This is a genomic window from Lacticaseibacillus paracasei subsp. paracasei, from assembly GCF_000829035.1.
Classification (GTDB): Bacteria; Bacillota; Bacilli; order Lactobacillales; family Lactobacillaceae; genus Lacticaseibacillus; species Lacticaseibacillus paracasei.
The window spans coordinates 1,583,451-1,600,827 of sequence record NZ_AP012541.1 but is presented as its reverse complement, the minus strand read 5'-3'; the positions used below and the strand labels follow the sequence as shown (position 1 = coordinate 1,600,827).

At 46.6% G+C, this 17,377-nt stretch carries 14 protein-coding genes; 11 read left to right on the top strand and 3 right to left on the bottom strand.

Going from position 1 to position 17,377, the window contains the following annotated elements; all coding sequences use genetic code 11:
- Positions 1-78: 78 nt before the first annotated feature.
- From LBPC_RS07845 to LBPC_RS07835, 3 genes are read right to left on the bottom strand one after another with little or no spacing between them, the layout of a single operon-like run.
- The gene (locus LBPC_RS07845) at positions 79-870 is read right to left on the bottom strand and encodes a DUF1003 domain-containing protein (RefSeq protein WP_003564777.1); all 792 of its coding nucleotides are present in this window, start codon (positions 868-870) and stop codon (positions 79-81) included.
- A 30-nt stretch (positions 871-900) separates the two neighbouring features.
- A complete protein-coding gene (locus tag LBPC_RS07840) occupies positions 901-2,295 on the bottom strand; it encodes an amino acid permease (RefSeq protein ID WP_003660751.1) in 1,395 nt (464 codons plus the stop codon).
- 56 nt (positions 2,296-2,351) lie between these two features.
- On the bottom strand, positions 2,352-3,002 hold the full coding sequence (locus tag LBPC_RS07835) for a lysophospholipid acyltransferase family protein (protein ID WP_003575293.1): 651 nt from the start codon (positions 3,000-3,002) through the stop codon (positions 2,352-2,354).
- Positions 3,003-3,083: 81 nt separating this feature from the next.
- Here LBPC_RS07835 and LBPC_RS07830 point away from each other — a divergent pair, with 81 nt between their 5' ends.
- The 11 genes from LBPC_RS07830 (at position 3,084) to LBPC_RS07780 (ending at position 17,268) form a co-directional block, all read left to right on the top strand.
- Positions 3,084-3,818, top strand: a complete 735-nt coding sequence (locus LBPC_RS07830) for a tRNA1(Val) (adenine(37)-N6)-methyltransferase (protein WP_003660752.1) — start codon at positions 3,084-3,086, stop codon at positions 3,816-3,818.
- On the top strand, positions 3,808-4,077 hold the full coding sequence (locus LBPC_RS07825) for a GIY-YIG nuclease family protein (RefSeq protein ID WP_003660754.1): 270 nt from the start codon (positions 3,808-3,810) through the stop codon (positions 4,075-4,077). Before LBPC_RS07830 ends, LBPC_RS07825 begins: the two co-directional genes overlap by 11 nt.
- A 384-nt stretch (positions 4,078-4,461) precedes the next feature.
- Positions 4,462-5,250, top strand: coding sequence for a 30S ribosomal protein S2 (rpsB, locus tag LBPC_RS07820; RefSeq protein WP_003565810.1), 789 nt, complete (start codon positions 4,462-4,464; stop codon positions 5,248-5,250).
- Positions 5,251-5,334: 84 nt separating this feature from the next.
- A complete protein-coding gene (gene tsf / locus LBPC_RS07815; RefSeq protein ID WP_003565808.1) occupies positions 5,335-6,216 on the top strand; it encodes a translation elongation factor Ts in 882 nt (293 codons plus the stop codon).
- 235 nt (positions 6,217-6,451) lie between these two features.
- Entirely contained in the window at positions 6,452-7,171 is a 720-nt protein-coding gene (gene pyrH, locus LBPC_RS07810) for a UMP kinase (protein ID WP_003565806.1), read from the top strand.
- Complete coding sequence (frr, locus tag LBPC_RS07805; RefSeq protein WP_003598868.1) at positions 7,171-7,728, top strand: ribosome recycling factor; 558 nt, start codon at positions 7,171-7,173, stop codon at positions 7,726-7,728. Before pyrH ends, frr begins: the two co-directional genes overlap by 1 nt.
- Before the next feature lie 552 nt (positions 7,729-8,280).
- Entirely contained in the window at positions 8,281-9,033 is a 753-nt protein-coding gene (locus tag LBPC_RS07800) for an isoprenyl transferase (RefSeq protein ID WP_016366683.1), read from the top strand.
- A 35-nt stretch (positions 9,034-9,068) separates the two neighbouring features.
- Positions 9,069-9,857 carry a phosphatidate cytidylyltransferase gene (locus LBPC_RS07795; protein ID WP_003565800.1) on the top strand — a complete coding sequence of 263 codons (789 nt, stop codon included), beginning with the start codon at positions 9,069-9,071 and terminating at the stop codon, positions 9,855-9,857.
- A 16-nt stretch (positions 9,858-9,873) separates the two neighbouring features.
- The gene (gene rseP, locus LBPC_RS07790; RefSeq protein ID WP_003660761.1) at positions 9,874-11,115 is read left to right on the top strand and encodes an RIP metalloprotease RseP; all 1,242 of its coding nucleotides are present in this window, start codon (positions 9,874-9,876) and stop codon (positions 11,113-11,115) included.
- 24 nt (positions 11,116-11,139) lie between these two features.
- Complete coding sequence (locus LBPC_RS07785; RefSeq protein WP_003660763.1) at positions 11,140-12,867, top strand: proline--tRNA ligase; 1,728 nt, start codon at positions 11,140-11,142, stop codon at positions 12,865-12,867.
- 66 nt (positions 12,868-12,933) lie between these two features.
- Entirely contained in the window at positions 12,934-17,268 is a 4,335-nt protein-coding gene (locus tag LBPC_RS07780) for a PolC-type DNA polymerase III (RefSeq protein WP_011674539.1), read from the top strand.
- The last annotated feature ends 109 nt before the right edge of the window (positions 17,269-17,377 follow it).

Here is a 17,377-nt window from a genome sequence, read left to right as displayed (position 1 = left end):
TCCCCAGTACCATGTACAGGCAATTGCGCTTGCATACAGTACCGGGGATCTTTTTCAATATAAATCGAATTGACATGATTACTCATTGGTTTTGTTTTTTTGATCAATGGCTATATCCTTATTGGCCTGATCCTGCGTTGCCTTTAACAATTCAAGTTGCTGGCGGGTTTCAGTGAGTTGATTGACCATTTCACCCAGAACCTCAACGGTGAGTCGTTGGCTCTCAAATAAGTTGGGGTTGTCATCTGAAATAATGTGATCCAACTTTGAGTGTAACAGTCGGATTTCTTCTTCCGATTTTAGATTGACATGATAATCATTTTTCGCTTCTAAGCGATCATATTCGGCCGCTCGATTTTGGCTCATCATAATGAGTGGTGCTTGCAAAGCAGCGATCATGCTCAGAAATAAGTTAAGCAAAATGAAAGGAAATGGATCGAATTTCGCCCCGAAAATGCCGACCGTATTCAGGATCATCCACACAATCATAAAACCAGAAAAAATGATAATGAATGGCCAAGACCCGGCATATTTAGCAACGGCATCGGCAATTCGCTCGCCAAAAGTAATCGTCGCTTCCATGTTGTCGTAAACATTGGTCAGCTGAAAGTTGTCTTTGACCAAAGCCTGCGACATTTTTCGATTGATTTTATCATGCGCACGCGCATCTTGCCGTTGTTGGCGCCGCATGCGTTCTAGCCGATAAGTCAGAAGGTGAGGATTGCAGATGAAACTGTTCTTAGTCGCCTTCGGATAGTCGTTTCTGATGATATTGGCCAACTTAGGCTCCAAATCGCTTAAGAAAAGGCCATCGCTAATCGCATAGACTTTACCGTCCACCAAGCAGGTTGCAGTTTGAGGATTGATCAAGACTTATTTTCCTTTCTTAATTCAGCAGATTCATTCAATTCTTTTTTCGGCAACATGACCGTGGCGGATGCCATAGCTGAAGTAGATGACAAGTCCGAAGGCAAACCAGATCAGACTCATAATCCAAGTTTCGACACTTAACTGGGTCATCAATAGCAGACAAAACAGAAAAGAAATAATCGGCGTCACTGGATACCCAGGAACCTTGAAACCTTCGTTGTTAAAGGCTTGATGTCGGCGCAAGGGGATGATGCCAATTGAGACGAGGGCAAAAGCAATTAAGGTGCCGATATTGACGAGGTTGACTAGTTGCGTGAGTGGCACAAGGCCGCCCATGATCGCAATGATCAAAACCACAGTCCACAACGCATTTTCAGGCAGATGGCCTTTAACGTGACCAAACCAACGGGGTAACAGTCCGTCACGGCCGATCGCATAAATCAACCTTGATGAGCTGTAGATCATGGTGACCATCATGGTGAACATGCCAGCCAAGGCGCCTACCGAAATGATACCGCCAACGCTACGCAGATGCACGGCGCTCAAGGCAAAAGCAACTGGATCGGCCACATCTAATTTGGTGAATGGTACCATGCCGGTCAAAACAATCGCGACTAACACATACAAAATGGTGGCAATGACTAAAGTGCCGATGATGCCGCGTGGTAGCGTATGTTGCGGATTTTTGACCTCTGGTGCTGAAGCAGACACGGCGTCAAAGCCGAGATAGGCAAAGAAAACCATCGCAGCACCGGCAAGTACGCCTTTTGCACCAAATGGCAAATATGGATGCCAGTTGGCTGGCTGAACGTAAAAAAAGCCAACGACAATAAAAATGGCAATAATGACTAACTTAACTAATACCATTAAACGATTAATCGCCATGGAGGATTGCATACCGCGTGACAACATAACACCAATGATAAGAACAACAATGACCGCAATCAGATTCACATAAGTGCCGTGACTCGGCGAAAACGGACCGGCAATGGCTGCTGGCAAGGTGATGTGAAAGCCTTGTAGAAGACTAGCGAAATACGCAGAAAAACTGGTTGAAACCGCGGCAACTGCCAGCATATATTCCAAAATAAGTGCCCAGCCAATAATCCATCCAAAGACTTGACCAAACACGAGATTGCCGTAAGCATAAGCCGAGCCGGCAACTGGCAGAGCCGATGCGAATTCGGCATAACACATAGCCGCTAGCGAGCAGACGATGGCAGCCAAAATAAAAGCAATCGTGATCGCTGGTCCGCTGGTAGTCGCCGCTACTGTTCCGGGAAGAATAAAGATTCCCGTACCTATGACGGCGCCAATACCTAACGCGATCAGGTCACGCGTTGTTAAACTGCGTGTCAGTAAATGATCAGCATTGAGTGCGGCCTGAACATCAGGTTTTCGGGTCATCTGTTTCCAAAGATTCATGAATCAAGCTCACTTTCTGTATTGAATAAAAAGGAAAAAGGTTCGACTAGCGAACCTTAAACTTCTCCGTGTTCTTTTTCTTCCAGATATTTCTTCTTGTCAGGCACATACTTGTACTCTGGATTGATCGCGTAATCGAGCGCGTTAAAGTTTTCCTGCAGCTTGTCACTAAAAGCGGCAAGGGCTTCGTCGGTCAGCTTACCTTTAGGCGGTTCAACAGGTGCACCGAAGCGCACAATCGCAGGCTTACGTTTAAATAATGACCAAAAAGAACCAGGTCCTTGATAAACAGCTGGGACGATGGGGGCTTTGGCTAGCTTTGCAATGAGAATCGCGCCGCCCTTCATATCAGCTGAATAGCGAGAGCCAGTTGGGAAAATCATGAGCGCTTTGTGTTCGTCTTTTAACGCACGAACCGGTACTTTAATCGCGCTAGGACCGGGATGGGCCCGATCAACTGGAAAGGCGCCCACTTTGACTAACAGCCAGCGCATTAAAGGATTCTTGAATAATTCACTTTTGGCCATAAATGAAAAATGATGCGGCCACGAAGCCAGTGCTAGAAAAACGGGATCGAGCCACGTACGGTGCGGCGCAACCAAAACAAACGGCCCTTCAGGTAGCTGCTGTTTGTTCTGAGTTTGGGCGTGGCCATTGATGAGCCAGATTAAACCGGCAATGATATAACGCAGAAAACTATAAAACATGGCTTATTCTTCCTTCATGGATAAACTTTGTGGTAAATTATACCATTGTATAGCGCACTTCGGAGGAAAAAGGTGTTCGTGATGTCATTATTACCAGGTGAACGGGTTGATGTTCTGGCCAGTCGCAACATTAAAATCATTCAGAGTTCAGCCGTTTTTTCATTCTCACTGGATGCGGTCCTTTTGGCCAACTTCGCCCAGGTCAAGCGGCACAGCCGGGTGGTCGATCTGGCCGCCGGGAACGGTGCTGTCGGACTTTTTTTGGCAAGGGACACGGACCAGCAGGTGACCATGGTTGAATTACAGCCGCGCCTAGCTGATATGGCGAAGCGAAGTGTGGCGCTGAATCAACTTCAAAATGTGACTGTTCAAGTCGGTGATTTAGCTGATGCCACCCAAATGGTTGCCAAAGATTCAGTCGACATCGTCACCTGCAATCCACCTTATTTTAAAGTGAGTTCGCAAAGTATCACTAGTCCAAATGATCATTTAGCCTTGGCTCGGCACGAATTAACGACTGACTTCGCAACGGTTGCGCGCGTCAGTGCCGATTTACTGAAATATCAAGGCAAAGCTTTTTATGTTCATCGGCCTGAACGACTGGCCGAACTGCTGACGACTTTGACAGTGGTCGGCTTGGCGCCGAAACGGTTGCAGTTCATTCATCCACGGGAAGATCGCGAAGCAAATATGGTATTAATCGAAGCCATCAAAGCCGGCCGACCAAACGGGATTCGAATTATGCCACCATTGATCGTTCACGAAGCGGATGGCACATACTCGTCATCGGTGAGGAGGTTGCTGAATGGCGACTAAAACGTATTACTTTTACGTGTTGTTATGCGCAGATGGCAGTTTTTATGGCGGCTTCACCGACGATGTCAAAGCGCGTGTGGCCACGCATAATGCCGGGAAAGGCGCTAAATACACTGCCCAACGACTTCCGGTCCGCTTGTTGTACCACCAAGCCTTTGCGGACAAGCATGATGCACTCTCGGCAGAATGGCATTTCAAACATCAGACCCGGCATCGTAAGGAAGTCTTTTTGGAAGATCATCAGGTTGAATGGCGATAAACAGGATTGATGTCAATTAAATGATTTAACGAATGATGCAATGGTCAACTGGTGCTCAGGTTCTAGAATAGAAAGCGGAGCCAGCTCGGACTACCGGAGATTACCCACCAAGAATAGAACTGAAGCAAAGATTACCTTCTTGCGGTTGCTTCAAAAACGCGTTCTCAGGCGCAGAAACCTGATCACGATCCGAAACGCGATCACCACCCCAGAAACCGGGGTGGTTCACGCTCTTGTCAAAGTAAAGAAAAGTCTGTATAATCTTCTAAGTGCGATATGCACAAACCACATTGATGATTGATCGTGAGTGGGGTGCTTCGATTGAAGTCCACTTGCGAGGAGACGTCGTCAAGAGGAATAAAACCATAATGGAGGAACAAACGCATGGCAGTATTAAGCATGAAACAGCTTCTTGAAGCTGGTGTACATTTTGGTCATCAGACCCGTCGTTGGAACCCTAAGATGAAGCCGTATATCTTTACGGAACGTAATGGCATCTACATCATCGATCTGCAAAAGACCGTTAAGATGATCGACGACGCTTACAATTTTGTTAAAGAAGAAGCTCAAAACGGTGGTGTCTTCTTGTTCGTTGGGACCAAGAAACAGGCCCAAGACGCAATTGCTGAAGAAGCAACTCGTGCCGGTCAATACTATGTCAACCATCGTTGGTTGGGTGGTACTTTGACTAACTGGAACACGATCCAGACTCGGATCAAGCGTCTCAAGGATATCAAGAAGATGGCCACAGATGGCACCTTTGATGTTCTTCCTAAGAAGGAAGTTTCTCTTCTTAAGAAGCAACAAGATAAGCTTGAGAAGTTCTTGGGCGGTATCGAAGACATGCCTCGCATTCCAGACGTGTTGTTCATCGTTGACCCACGCAAGGAAAAGATTGCTGTTCAGGAAGCACAAAAACTGAACATTCCGATCGTTGCGATGGTTGATACTAACACCGACCCTGACGACATTGACGTGATCATTCCTTCTAACGACGATGCTATCCGTGCCGTTCGTCTGATTACTTCTAAGATGGCAGATGCTATCATAGAAGGCAATCAGGGTGAAGATCAAGACGACGCTCAGGAACAACAAGTAGCTGCCGACAAAAAGGCTGATTCCATGGAAGATATCGTGGAAGCCGTTGAAGGCGACAACAAAAGTGCAAAATAATTAATTAAACAATAGGCTGTCTGAGGGTTTCGCATACTGCAAGATCTGCAGGCAGCCTTTTTTAAATCAAGGAGGATCAGATCCATGGCTCAAATTACTGCTGCACAAGTTAAGGAATTACGCGATCGGACACAAGTCGGCATGATGGATGCTAAAAAGGCATTGGTTGCGGCTGATGGCGATATGGACAAAGCTATTGATGTTTTGCGTGAAAAGGGCTTGGCCAAGGCTGCTAAAAAGAGCGGCAATATTGCCGCTGAAGGTTTAGCCGAAATTGCGGTTAACGGTAATACCGCTGCAATTATCGAAGTTAACTCCGAAACAGACTTTGTTGCTTCTAATGATCAGTTCAAGGACTACGTTAATAATGTTGCTGCAGCGATTGCGGCTAATAAGCCAGCTGACCTTGAAGCTGCTAAGGCAACCAAGATGAGTGATGGCCAGACAGTTGACGAAGGTGCAATTGCCTTAACCACAGTTATCGGCGAAAAGATCAGCCTGCGTCGCTTCCAAGTTGTTGAAAAGACAGACAACGAACACTTTGGCAAGTATCTGCACAATGGTGGCCAAATCGCAGCCTTGACCGTTATCGAAGGCGCAGATGACGACACTGCCAAAGATGTCGCGATGCATGTTGCTGCCATCAATCCTGAATATTTGGATCGGACCAAGGTACCGGCAGAAGAATTGAAGCATCAAACCGATATCTTTACAGAAGAAACCAAAAACGAAGGCAAGCCAGAAAAGATCGTGCCACGTATCGTTGAAGGCCGTGTTAACAAGTGGCTCGGCGAAATTTCCCTTGTGGACCAAGAATTCGTCAAGGATCCTGACCAAACCGTTGCTAAGTACGTTGCTGCAAAAGGCGGCAAGGTGAAGGGCTTCGTTCGTTATGAAGTCGGCGAAGGTATTGAAAAGAAACAAGAAAACTTTGCTGATGAAGTGATGGATCAGATTAAGGGTTAATTGCTTGAAGGGACACTGTCAACTCGGCAGCGTCCCTTTTTACTTATCTTGAAAAATTAAAAACGTCCGTTCTTTTCCGCGCTATACACCGTGTGACTGCGTGTTTTTGGGGTACCCTGATCCGTGGTGAGGGAAAATAACGGTCCGCAATTCTCAATTTCAAATCAGCTTCTTTCCGCAGAAACCCTGCGACTATGGTAAAATAGTGCCAGCAACCAACGGAGGTATAGGATACATGGTCAAATATAACCGGATCGTATTAAAAATCAGCGGTGAAGCGCTGGCAGGTGAGGCTGGCTTCGGCATCAAGCCACCGGTCATTGCGACGATCGCAAAGCAAATTAAAGAAGTGCACGAACTTGGGGTTCAAATTGCCATTGTTTGTGGCGGCGGCAACATCTGGCGCGGCGAAACAGGCGCCGAAATGGGAATGGAACGTGCGCAGGCCGATTACATGGGCATGTTGGCAACGGTCATGAATGCATTAGCATTGCAGGACAACTTGGAAAGTCAAGGAGTTCCGACTCGCGTTCAAACATCCATTGAAATGCGGCAAATTGCTGAACCATATATTCGGCGCAAGGCAATCCGTCATCTAGAAAAAGGTCGCGTGGTTATTTTTGCTGGTGGTACCGGGAATCCGTACTTTAGCACGGACACAACCGCTGCCTTACGCGCCGCAGAAATTGGCGCTGATGTCATTCTGATGGCGAAAAACAATGTTGATGGGGTTTACTCTGCTGATCCGAATAAGGATACGCATGCAGTGAAGTACGAAAGTCTGACCCACATGGACATTATCAATAAGGATCTCAAAGTCATGGACTCAACAGCCAGCACCTTGTCCATGGACAACGACATCGATTTGGTCGTCTTTAACCTCAATGAGCCAGGCAACATCAAACGCGTGGTTGAAGGCCAGAAGATTGGCACAACAATCGAAGGGAGAAGCTAATGGCAAATCAAATCATTGATCAAGCAAAAGTAAATATGGGCAAAACTGAAGAATCGTTGCAACGCGAACTCGGCAATATTCGAGCAGGCCGAGCAAACGCCAGTCTGTTGAATCAGATTACGGTGGAATATTATGGTGCACCGACACCGCTCAACCAAATGGCCGCCATTACGATTCCAGAGCCGCGTGTTCTGCAAGTGAGCCCATATGACAAGTCCTCATTAAAGAACATCGAAACCGCGCTTAATGCCAGTGATCTAGGCATCAACCCAGCAAACGATGGCGATGTCATTCGTTTGGTCATTCCACAATTAACCGGCGAACGGCGTAAAGAAATTGCCAAAGAAGTCGGCAAATACTCTGAAAGCGCCAAAATCGCGATCCGCAACATTCGCCGTGAAGGTCTCGACAAACTCAAGCGCCAAGAAAAAGACGGCGACATCACCGAAGACGACTTGCATCGCTTAGAAAAAGACATGCAAAAGGCTACTGATGACGCTACCAAGCGCATCGATGAAATCGCTGCAGCTAAAGAAAAAGAAATTACTGAAGTTTAATTTCAGCGGCCAACAAAAAGGCTGGGACATAATTCTCAGTCAGTCAATAAAAAGGAACAATTTTCGATTTGAAAAATTGTTCCTTTTTGGTTTCTCATGAAATATTTACTGCGATTTTAAAGACTGTAGTGCCAAGGCGGAGCAATCGTAGGCCAGATGGGGCTCAGCCGTGCAAACAGCACAGCGACGGGCTGTGGAGCTGATGTTGTTAGGCGACTTCGAGACCGGTTTTTGGGCTCGAAGCGCCGTCTCCGCTCTAGCTCCGCGTCGCCACCCCAGCTGGCCGGAGATTGCGGAGTTTGGCACGGCAAGCATATTTTATGCCTAGAACCTTCCGACGATTAATCGGCATTCAATGGTCACAAGTTTTGCGAGGAAATTATGGCTCACCCTTTTCCTATACCCTAATGGCACCTGTTGTCCAAATCCGTGTTACTAATAAAATATCCCCACTTATACCCGCGCTAGTTCGCGCTCTGCCTCTTTTTCTGCTACAATCGTTAAAGACATTTGGTGCAAGGACACCATCGACGTTATGAGGAGGCACCGATTTTGGCCACATCCAAGGCTTCTAAAGTTAAACTTGATCCCGCGCGAATTCCGGCTCATATTGCGATCATCATGGACGGCAATGGCCGGTGGGCGAAACGCCGCTTTTTTCCGCGTGTTGCCGGTCATAAACAAGGCATGCATAATGTCAAAACGATCACCAAAGCTGCCAGTCGCTTAGGGGTTAAAGTTTTGACCTTGTATGCTTTTTCAACGGAAAACTGGAAGCGGCCGGGTTCAGAGGTCAATTACCTCATGCGCCTCCCGGTTGATTTTTTCAATGACTTCATGCCTGACTTGATCAAGGAGAATGTTAAAGTTGAGGTGATGGGCGAACTGGACGACTTGCCACCGCAAACGCGTCAAGCAAGTGAAAAAGCCATGGCTGACACCGCCAATAATACCGGCATGATTCTTAACTTTGCATTGAATTATGGCGGACGTGACGAGCTTGTCCATGCAGCACAAAAGCTCGCTAAACAAGTTCAGGAAGGCGAGTTATCTCCGGATGATATTGATGACCGTCACTTTGCCAATGCGTTGATGACCGGATTTCTTGGCGACCTAGCTGATCCGGACTTATTGATTCGCACCAGCGGCGAACTGCGAATTTCAAATTTCTTGCTTTGGCAGATTGCTTACAGTGAGTTGGTATTCGTGGATGATTATTGGCCAGACTTTTCGCCTGCAGCTCTAGAAGCAGCGATTGCTGAATATCAGGCACGGGATCGCCGATTTGGCGGGTTAAAAAAATAAAACAGCTATTTTTTGGTAATGGAGGATTTATTACGATGAAACAACGGGTCATTACGGCAGTCGTTGCCTTGGCTATCTTTATACCGATTTTGATTGCTGGTGGCGGTTGGATTGATATTGCCGGTGCAGTTTTAGCAGTGATCGCTTTGTCAGAAGTGTTTATCATGCGGAAACGAATTCTGGTTTCGGCTGATTATCTAATCGCTGCTCTTGGTGTGCTGGTGGTTGTTCTGCCTAACAGTTTTTTCCGCTGGCTGCCTGCTTTTCTTGGACGAATCGATTTAATATATATTGCGGTAGCGCTGTTGCTATTCCTGACCGTCACGACCAAGAATAAAACTACCTTTGACGACATTGGTGTGTCAGTATTGTCCTTCTTTTATATTGGCACCGGTTTTCATTATCTGATTAGTGTTCGTAATGATGCTGGCTTGGACACCTTGATGTTTGCTTTGCTGATTGTGTGGCTGACGGACACTGGGGCTTATATGATTGGCCGTAAGTTGGGCCGTCATAAGTTGTGGCCGGCTATCAGTCCTAATAAAACCATCGAAGGCAGTCTTGGCGGGATTGCACTGGCGTTGATCACTGCCGCCATCTATCTGATGTTCTTCCCGCAGTACTATACCTTCTGGCCGATGATGGGGATCGCCCTATTTTTGTCCGTTATCGGTCAGATTGGGGATCTAATCGAATCTGCTTTGAAACGCTTCTATGGCGTCAAAGATTCCGGCAAGATTCTTCCAGGGCACGGTGGGATTCTCGACCGTTTTGACAGTTTGTTGCTGGTTTTGCCGATGCTGCATCTGTTTGGCATTGTCTAACCATTAAGGAGATTTTATGACCACTATCATCGCCTTTATCGTTATCTTCTGCATTCTTGTGGTAGTTCACGAGTTTGGCCATTTTTACTTTGCAAAACGCAGCGGCATTCTAGTCCGGGAATTTTCGATCGGTATGGGCTCGAAGCTGTGGGCGTCGCACAAGAACAATACGACCTACACGCTGCGGTTGCTACCACTTGGCGGATACGTCCGCATGGCTGGCTGGCAAGATGAGGAGGACGAGATTAAGCCCGGGACGATGCTGAGCCTGATTCTTAACGATCAAGGCAAGGTTGTCCGGATTAATGCCAGTGACAAAACGACTTTGGCCGGCGGAATGCCGGTTCAAGTGAGTCGCGTCGATTTAGTTAAGGATCTGGTGATTGAAGGTTATCCAAACGGGGATGAAACAGCCTTGCAAACTTGGCAGGTTGACCACGATGCGACGATCATTGAAGAAGACGGAACCGAGGTTCAGATCGCGCCAGAAGACGTTCAGTTTCAAAACGCCCCGGTTTGGCGCCGGTTATTGGTCAACTTCGCCGGTCCGATGAATAACTTCTTACTCGCGATTCTAGCTTTTATTATTTACGGTCTGTTTTTTGGTGTTCAGGTGCTCAATACCAACCAAATCGGAACAGTTGTGCCAGGTTATCCAGCCGCAGAAGCTGGTCTTAAGTCCAATGCGACGGTGCAAACGATTGACGGTCAAAAAATGTCATCATTCACGGATCTTTCAAAGATCGTCAGTAAAAATGCCGGTAAATCAGTGACATTTACCGTGAAGGAAAACGGTAAAAGCAAGAACATCGTGATCAAGCCGAATAAAGAAGGCAAGATCGGGGTTGAAGCACACGTCGATAAGTCCCCAGCAAATGCCATTCCTTTTGGTTTTTCTCAAACTTGGAATTTGGCTGTCCGCACTTGGGACGTGCTCAAATCCATGGTGACCGGCGGTTTTTCACTCAATAAACTGGCTGGCCCGGTTGGTATTTATACCATGACGAGTCAAAGTGCCAAAGGCGGTATTCAAGGATTACTCTTCTTTATGGGTTACTTGAGTCTCGGCTTAGGGATTACCAATTTGTTGCCGATTCCAGTGCTTGATGGTGGTAAAATTCTTTTGAACCTGATCGAAATTATTCGCCGTAAGCCATTAAAACCGGAAACGGAAGGCGTTGTGACCATGATTGGCTTGGGCCTGATGGTTCTATTAATGCTAGCGGTCACAATTAACGATATCATGCGCTACTTTTAAAATATTCTAGCTTTGGAGGCTGACATGAAACAATCACGGATGTTTATTCCCACAGAAAAAGAAGTACCGAGCTCAGCGGAGGCCAAGTCGCATAAGATGATGTTGCGGTCTGGCTTTGTGCGTCAGATTCAAGCAGGCGTTTATGCTTATTTACCACTTGCGGAACGCGTTTTAGCACGGATTGAAGCCATTATTGACGATGAAATGACCAAAATCGATGCTGTTAAAATGAAAATGCCTGTTCTCTTGCCAGCTGAATTATGGGAAGAATCCGGACGTTATGAAACTTACGGTCCTAATTTATTTAAATTGAAGAATCGTCAGGACCGGAAAATGATCTTAGGCCCGACGCACGAAGAAACCTTCACCGATTTGGTCCGTAATGAATTAAAATCCTACAAGCGGATGCCATTGGTGTTGTATCAAATTCAGGATAAGTTTCGTGATGAAGATCGTCCGCGTTATGGTGTTTTACGTGGTCGGGAATTCATCATGCAAGATGCTTATTCCTTTACTAGTAATGACCAGGATTTGGATACCATTTATCGGCAGATGGAACATGCTTATACCAATATCTTTGATCGGTTAGGCTTGCGCTATCGGTCGATCATCGGTGACGGCGGTGCCATGGGTGGTAAGGATTCAAAAGAATTTTCCGCGATTGCTGATATTGGTGAAGATACGATTGTTTATTCAGATAGTTCTGACTATGCAGCGAACCTTGAAATGGCAACCAGCATGGCGTTGCCAAAACAAGGGGTCGAAGAAAAGGCAGCGCTCGAACCTGTTGATACTAAGGATGCCAAAACGATCGCTGAAGTCGCGGAATTCTTGAAGGTACCGGAAAAGAAATTGATCAAAGCTGTCCTTTTCATGGCTGATGGCGCACCGGTATTGGCCTTGGTTCGTGGTGACTATGAAGTCAATCCGACTAAGTTAAAGAATTTGTTGAATGCTGACTTTCTTGATATGGCGACTCCTGAACAAGTGCAGACCGTGATGCACGCAGAAGTCGGTAATATTGGGCCGGTGAATGTCGATAAGGATGTGCGGATCATTGCCGACAATAGTCTAAGTGACCTGACTAATCTTGTCGCCGGCGCTAATAAAGTGCACACGCATTTGCTTAACGTCAATTTTGATCGTGATGTTACCCCGGAAACCTATGCCGATATTCGATTTGTGACTGAAGGCGAAGTTTCTCCAGATGGCCAAGGTGTCCTGAAGTTTACACGCGGGATTGAAATTGGCCACATCTTCAAGTTAGGAACCCGATACACGGAAACTATGGGAGCTAATTTTCTTGACGAGAATGGCCGCAGTCAACCGATCATCATGGGTTCATATGGGATTGGCGTTTCCCGTCTGCTTTCTGCGATTGCGGAACAGCAAGCAGATGAACATGGGCTAGTTTGGCCAACTACGATTGCCCCGTTTGATATTCATCTCATTCCAGTTAATCTGAAGCGCGAAGAACAAAAGTCACTGACGGCTTCGATTGAAACAATGCTAGAAGTTGCAGGTTACAGCGTTTTGGTTGATGATCGTAACGAACGCCCAGGGGTTAAGTTCGCAGATTCTGATTTGATTGGTGTACCATTACGTGTCACGGTCGGTAAAAAAGCGGTTGACGAGATTGTTGAACTGAAACTGCGTAAAACCGGCGAGACAATCGAAGTTAAAAAAGAAGAATTGATCAGCTCGATCAAGATTCTGATGGGTCAGCTGAATAAGCAAGAACAAGATAATTGATAGACTGAGGAGACGACTGAAGCAGCTGCTTTGGTCGTTTCCTGCCATCTAAGAGGGGTGCACAATTTGGCTTTATCCCAACATGAGATGTTTGAAAAATTATTGGATCAACTCGACTTGGCGGCAGATGTCCGACAAGATCCTTCGTTGACCAGCGGCACGGTACAAAACGTGACCATTCATGAACAATCTCGGCGTTATGATTTCACTTTGGGGTTTGACGCGATCCTGCCATTTCAGACTTTCAATGCAATTGCGACCAAGTTGCCGTTAGTGTTTCAACAGATTGCTGCGACTGATTTATCGGTGGTGGTAACCCAGCCAACCATTACTGACGAGTTATTAGCTCAATATTGGCAGTACGTCGTGACCCATGCCGAAATTGGGACAGGAATTGTTCGCGAGTTATGTGAAAAACAAGTGCCAACACTTGAGAATGATCGTGCTGTGATCAAAACCGAAAATGAGCAAATTCGGCAATACTTGATTCAGCAAGGGCTCGGTAAGCTCGAAGAAACTTATCGTCAGGTTGGCTTCTCTGGCTTACGGATGCAAGCCGAAGTTGATGAGGAACAAGCAGCCCAATCGATGGCGGCTTTTCAGGCTCAAAGAGCTGAAGAAACCGCTAAAATGGCCAAGGCTGCTGCAGAAGTAGTGAAGCAGCAAGCGGCTAAACAAAAACAAGTTCAAACTGACGGCCCAGTTCAAATGGGGCGGCAGATGAAAATGACCGATGCCCCGCAACAAATGGTGACCATCACGCAAGAGGAACGTTCAGTGACGGTTGAAGGCTATGTTTTTGATGTTGAGGTTCGGGAACTGCGATCTAAGCGGCAGTTACTAATTTTCAAAGTGACTGACTATAGCTCCAGCTTCATTGCAAAAAAATTCAGCAATGGTCCAGAAGATGAAGCCATGTTTGCGCGCATTCAAAAAGGTCAGTGGCTACGCGTGCGAGGCAGTGTTCAAGAGGACAACTATTCCCGTGAGCTGACGATTAATGCACAGGATATTCAAACTGTCTCCCATCCGGACCCAACCGATGATGCTGAAGGTGAGAAACGTGTTGAATTACATCTGCACACCAATATGAGTCAAATGGACGCTATGAATCCAATTAGCGACTATGTGAAGCGGGCTAAAGAGTGGGGGCATAAGGCGATTGCTGTCACTGACCATGCAGGTTTGCAGGCTTATCCAGAGGCGCATTCAGCCGCTGTCAAAGCCGGTTTAAAAATGCTTTATGGCGTCGAGATAAACTTAGTTGATGATGGCACGCCGGTTGCTTACCGAGCAGATGAGCCGCGTGATTTAGCCAGCGCTGAATATGTGGTTTTTGACGTTGAAACCACTGGCTTATCTGCGGTTTACGACAAAGTGATTGAATTGGCTGCCGTCAAAATGAAAGACGGCAAAGTGATTGATCAATTCGAAGAAATGATCGATCCGGGTTTCCCACTTTCTGAACTGACAATTAATTTGACACATATCACTGATGACATGGTGCATGGATCGAAGTCTGAAGTCGATGTTTTCAAATTGTTTCAGCAGTTTTGCGACGGTGCCATTATGGTGGGTCATAATGTGACTTTCGATGTTGGCTTTTTGGATAATGGTTACGAGCGGCATGGATTGGCAGATATTGACAATCCGGTCATCGATACCTTGGAATTGTCGCGGATGCTGCATCCAGAACGGAAGAATCACAAACTCGATACCTTGGCGAAGCAGTACAAAGTCAGCCTAGAACATCATCATCGCGCTAATGCCGATGCCGAGGCAACTGGTTATCTGCTTTATGCTTTGGAAAAAGAAGCGGCCAAGATGTATGGCATGACGACCCTCAATCAGTTGAATGATCGGGTTGGGGCGGGGGATGCCTATAAAGCTGCCCGGCCAAGTCACGCGATTGTTTTTGCGAAAACACAAGCGGGATTGAAAAACCTTTTCAAATTAGTATCGTTGTCTAATGTTAAGTACTTCTATCGGGTGCCACGGGTGCCACGCAGTCAGCTGCAAAAACTGCGTGAAGGCTTGTTAGTCGGTTCGGCTTGTTCCAACGGCGAAGTTTTCACAGCAATGATGCAAAAAGGCGAAGCGGAGGCCCGCGCCAAAGCGTCATTTTATGATTATCTAGAAGTGCAACCATTACCTGTCTATCAACCTTTGATCGAGGCTGGTTTGATCAAAGGCGAGGCACATCTAAAAGATATTATTCAAAAAATCATCAAAATCGGATCGGAACTGGAAAAACCAGTCGTAGCGACAGGCGACGCCCATTATTTGGATCAACATGACGCGATTTATCGACAGATTCTGATTCATAGTCAAGGCGGAGCCAATCCGCTCAATCGCCACAGTTTGCCAGATGTGCATTTTCGTTCGACAAGTGAGATGCTGACCGATTTTAGTTGGCTTGGGGAAGAGAAGGCCCACGAGCTGGTAGTTGATAATTCTAACTTGATTGCCAACTGGGTTGACGATGATATTACGCCGGTGAAGGATAAGCTTTACACACCTGAAGTACCTGGGGTGGAAGAAAATCTGAAACATGACGTGATGACCACGGCGCATGAATTGTATGGCGATCCTTTGCCAGACATTGTGGCGCAGCGACTCGATAAAGAACTAAAAAGTATCATCGGTAACGGGTTCTCTGTTATTTACAACATCGCGCAACGGCTGGTTTTGAAGTCCAATAAAGACGGATACTTGGTTGGCTCTCGAGGATCAGTTGGGTCCAGTTTAGCCGCAACGATGGCCGGCATTACTGAGGTTAATCCTCTGCCGCCGCATTATCGTTGTCCTAACTGTCAATACAGCGAATTCTTCACTCATGGCGAAATCGGGTCCGGTTTTGATTTGCCAGATAAACAATGCCCTAAATGCGGCGCTGATTTGCATAAAGATGGCCACGATATTCCGTTTGAAACTTTCTTAGGCTTCCACGGTGATAAAGTGCCGGATATTGATCTGAATTTTTCGGGTGACTATCAGCCAATTGCACATAACTATATCAAAGTCATGTTCGGTGAGGATCATAGTTTCCGTGCTGGGACCATTGGCACGGTTGCAGACAAAACGGCGTATGGTTATGTTAAAGCATATGAACGTGACACGGGACAGCAACTGCGCGGTGCCGAGATTGATCGGCTGGCGCAAGGTGACACGGGGGTTAAACGTACCACTGGGCAACACCCGGCAGGTATTTTGATCGTGCCCGCTGACATGGATATTTATGATTTCACACCGATTCAGTACCCAGCTGATGATCAAAATGCTGCCTGGATGACCACGCACTTTGATTTCCATTCCATCCATGACAATATTTTGAAAATGGACGTGCTGGGGCATGATGACCCGACGATGATCCGGATGCTGCAAGATTTGTCCGGGGTTGAGCCAAAATCAATTCCAACGGACGATCCTGGCGTCATGGCGCTTTTTTCCGGCACCAAGAGTCTGGGTGTCACGCCGGAACAGATTAACTCGAAAATGGGGACGTTAGGCATTCCAGAATTTGGGACGCGTTTTGTTCGCGGAATGCTTGAGGAAACCAAGCCAACAACCTTCAGCGAACTGTTACAGATTTCCGGTTTGTCTCACGGGACCGATGTTTGGTTAGGTAACGCTGAAGAACTGATTAAGCAAGGCATTGTCACGCTTAAAGAAGTCATTGGTTGTCGTGACAACATTATGATGGACTTGATTCACTGGGGCATGGAAGATTCAATGGCCTTTAACATCATGGAACATGTGCGTAAAGGTCGCGGTATTCCAGATGATTGGCAAAAGGCAATGCGTGAAAACGAGAACGTGCCTGATTGGTATATCGAGTCCTGCTTAAAGATCAAGTACATGTTTCCGAAAGCACATGCGACCGCCTATATCTTAATGGCGCTACGAATTGCTTGGTTCAAGGTCCATTACCCGTTGATCTATTACACGGCATATTTCTCGGTTCGAGCTGAAGACTTTGATCTTGCCGCCATGAGTCATGGCAAGGAAGCAGTCAAAGCGGCCATGAAGGAGATTACCGATAAGGGCATGGATGCCTCTACCAAGGAAAAGCAGTTGCTGACGGTTTTGGAAATCGCCAATGAATGTCTCGAACGCGGCTTTAAGATTAAAATGATTGATGTCACGAAGTCGGATTCGCACAATTTCTTGATTCAGGATGATCACACGATTCTGGCACCATTCCGTGCTGTTCCGGGCCTGGGCGATAACGTTGCCAAGCAAATCGTGGCCGCTCGTGAAGAAAAACCATTCCTGTCCAAGGAAGATCTGGCTAATCGTGGTAAGGTTTCGAAAACGTTGATTGATTATATGACAACAAACCATGTCTTGGATGACTTGCCAGACGAAAACCAATTATCGCTATTTGACGGTTTATTCTAGGCTTAATGCGGTTTCATGCAAACTGTCATGAATGTTTAGAAAAAATGCGATGAATTGGCTTACAGGCTTACTAGCACAAAGGTCTGCTAGTTTGCAAGTAGTAACAATC

What these genes read in the sequence shown, in the direction of transcription:
- rpsB (WP_003565810.1), top strand. Translation starts at nt 4,462, where the DNA reads ATGGCAGTATTAAGCATGAAACAGCTTCTTGAAGCTGGTGTACATTTT.
- LBPC_RS07835 (WP_003575293.1), bottom strand. Translation starts at nt 3,002, where the DNA reads ATGTTTTATAGTTTTCTGCGTTATATCATTGCCGGTTTAATCTGGCTC.
- LBPC_RS07795 (WP_003565800.1), top strand. Translation starts at nt 9,069, where the DNA reads ATGAAACAACGGGTCATTACGGCAGTCGTTGCCTTGGCTATCTTTATA.
- LBPC_RS07785 (WP_003660763.1), top strand. Translation starts at nt 11,140, where the DNA reads ATGAAACAATCACGGATGTTTATTCCCACAGAAAAAGAAGTACCGAGC.
- LBPC_RS07830 (WP_003660752.1), top strand. Translation starts at nt 3,084, where the DNA reads ATGTCATTATTACCAGGTGAACGGGTTGATGTTCTGGCCAGTCGCAAC.
- frr (WP_003598868.1), top strand. Translation starts at nt 7,171, where the DNA reads ATGGCAAATCAAATCATTGATCAAGCAAAAGTAAATATGGGCAAAACT.
- rseP (WP_003660761.1), top strand. Translation starts at nt 9,874, where the DNA reads ATGACCACTATCATCGCCTTTATCGTTATCTTCTGCATTCTTGTGGTA.
- tsf (WP_003565808.1), top strand. Translation starts at nt 5,335, where the DNA reads ATGGCTCAAATTACTGCTGCACAAGTTAAGGAATTACGCGATCGGACA.
- LBPC_RS07840 (WP_003660751.1), bottom strand. Translation starts at nt 2,295, where the DNA reads ATGAATCTTTGGAAACAGATGACCCGAAAACCTGATGTTCAGGCCGCA.
- pyrH (WP_003565806.1), top strand. Translation starts at nt 6,452, where the DNA reads ATGGTCAAATATAACCGGATCGTATTAAAAATCAGCGGTGAAGCGCTG.
- LBPC_RS07825 (WP_003660754.1), top strand. Translation starts at nt 3,808, where the DNA reads ATGGCGACTAAAACGTATTACTTTTACGTGTTGTTATGCGCAGATGGC.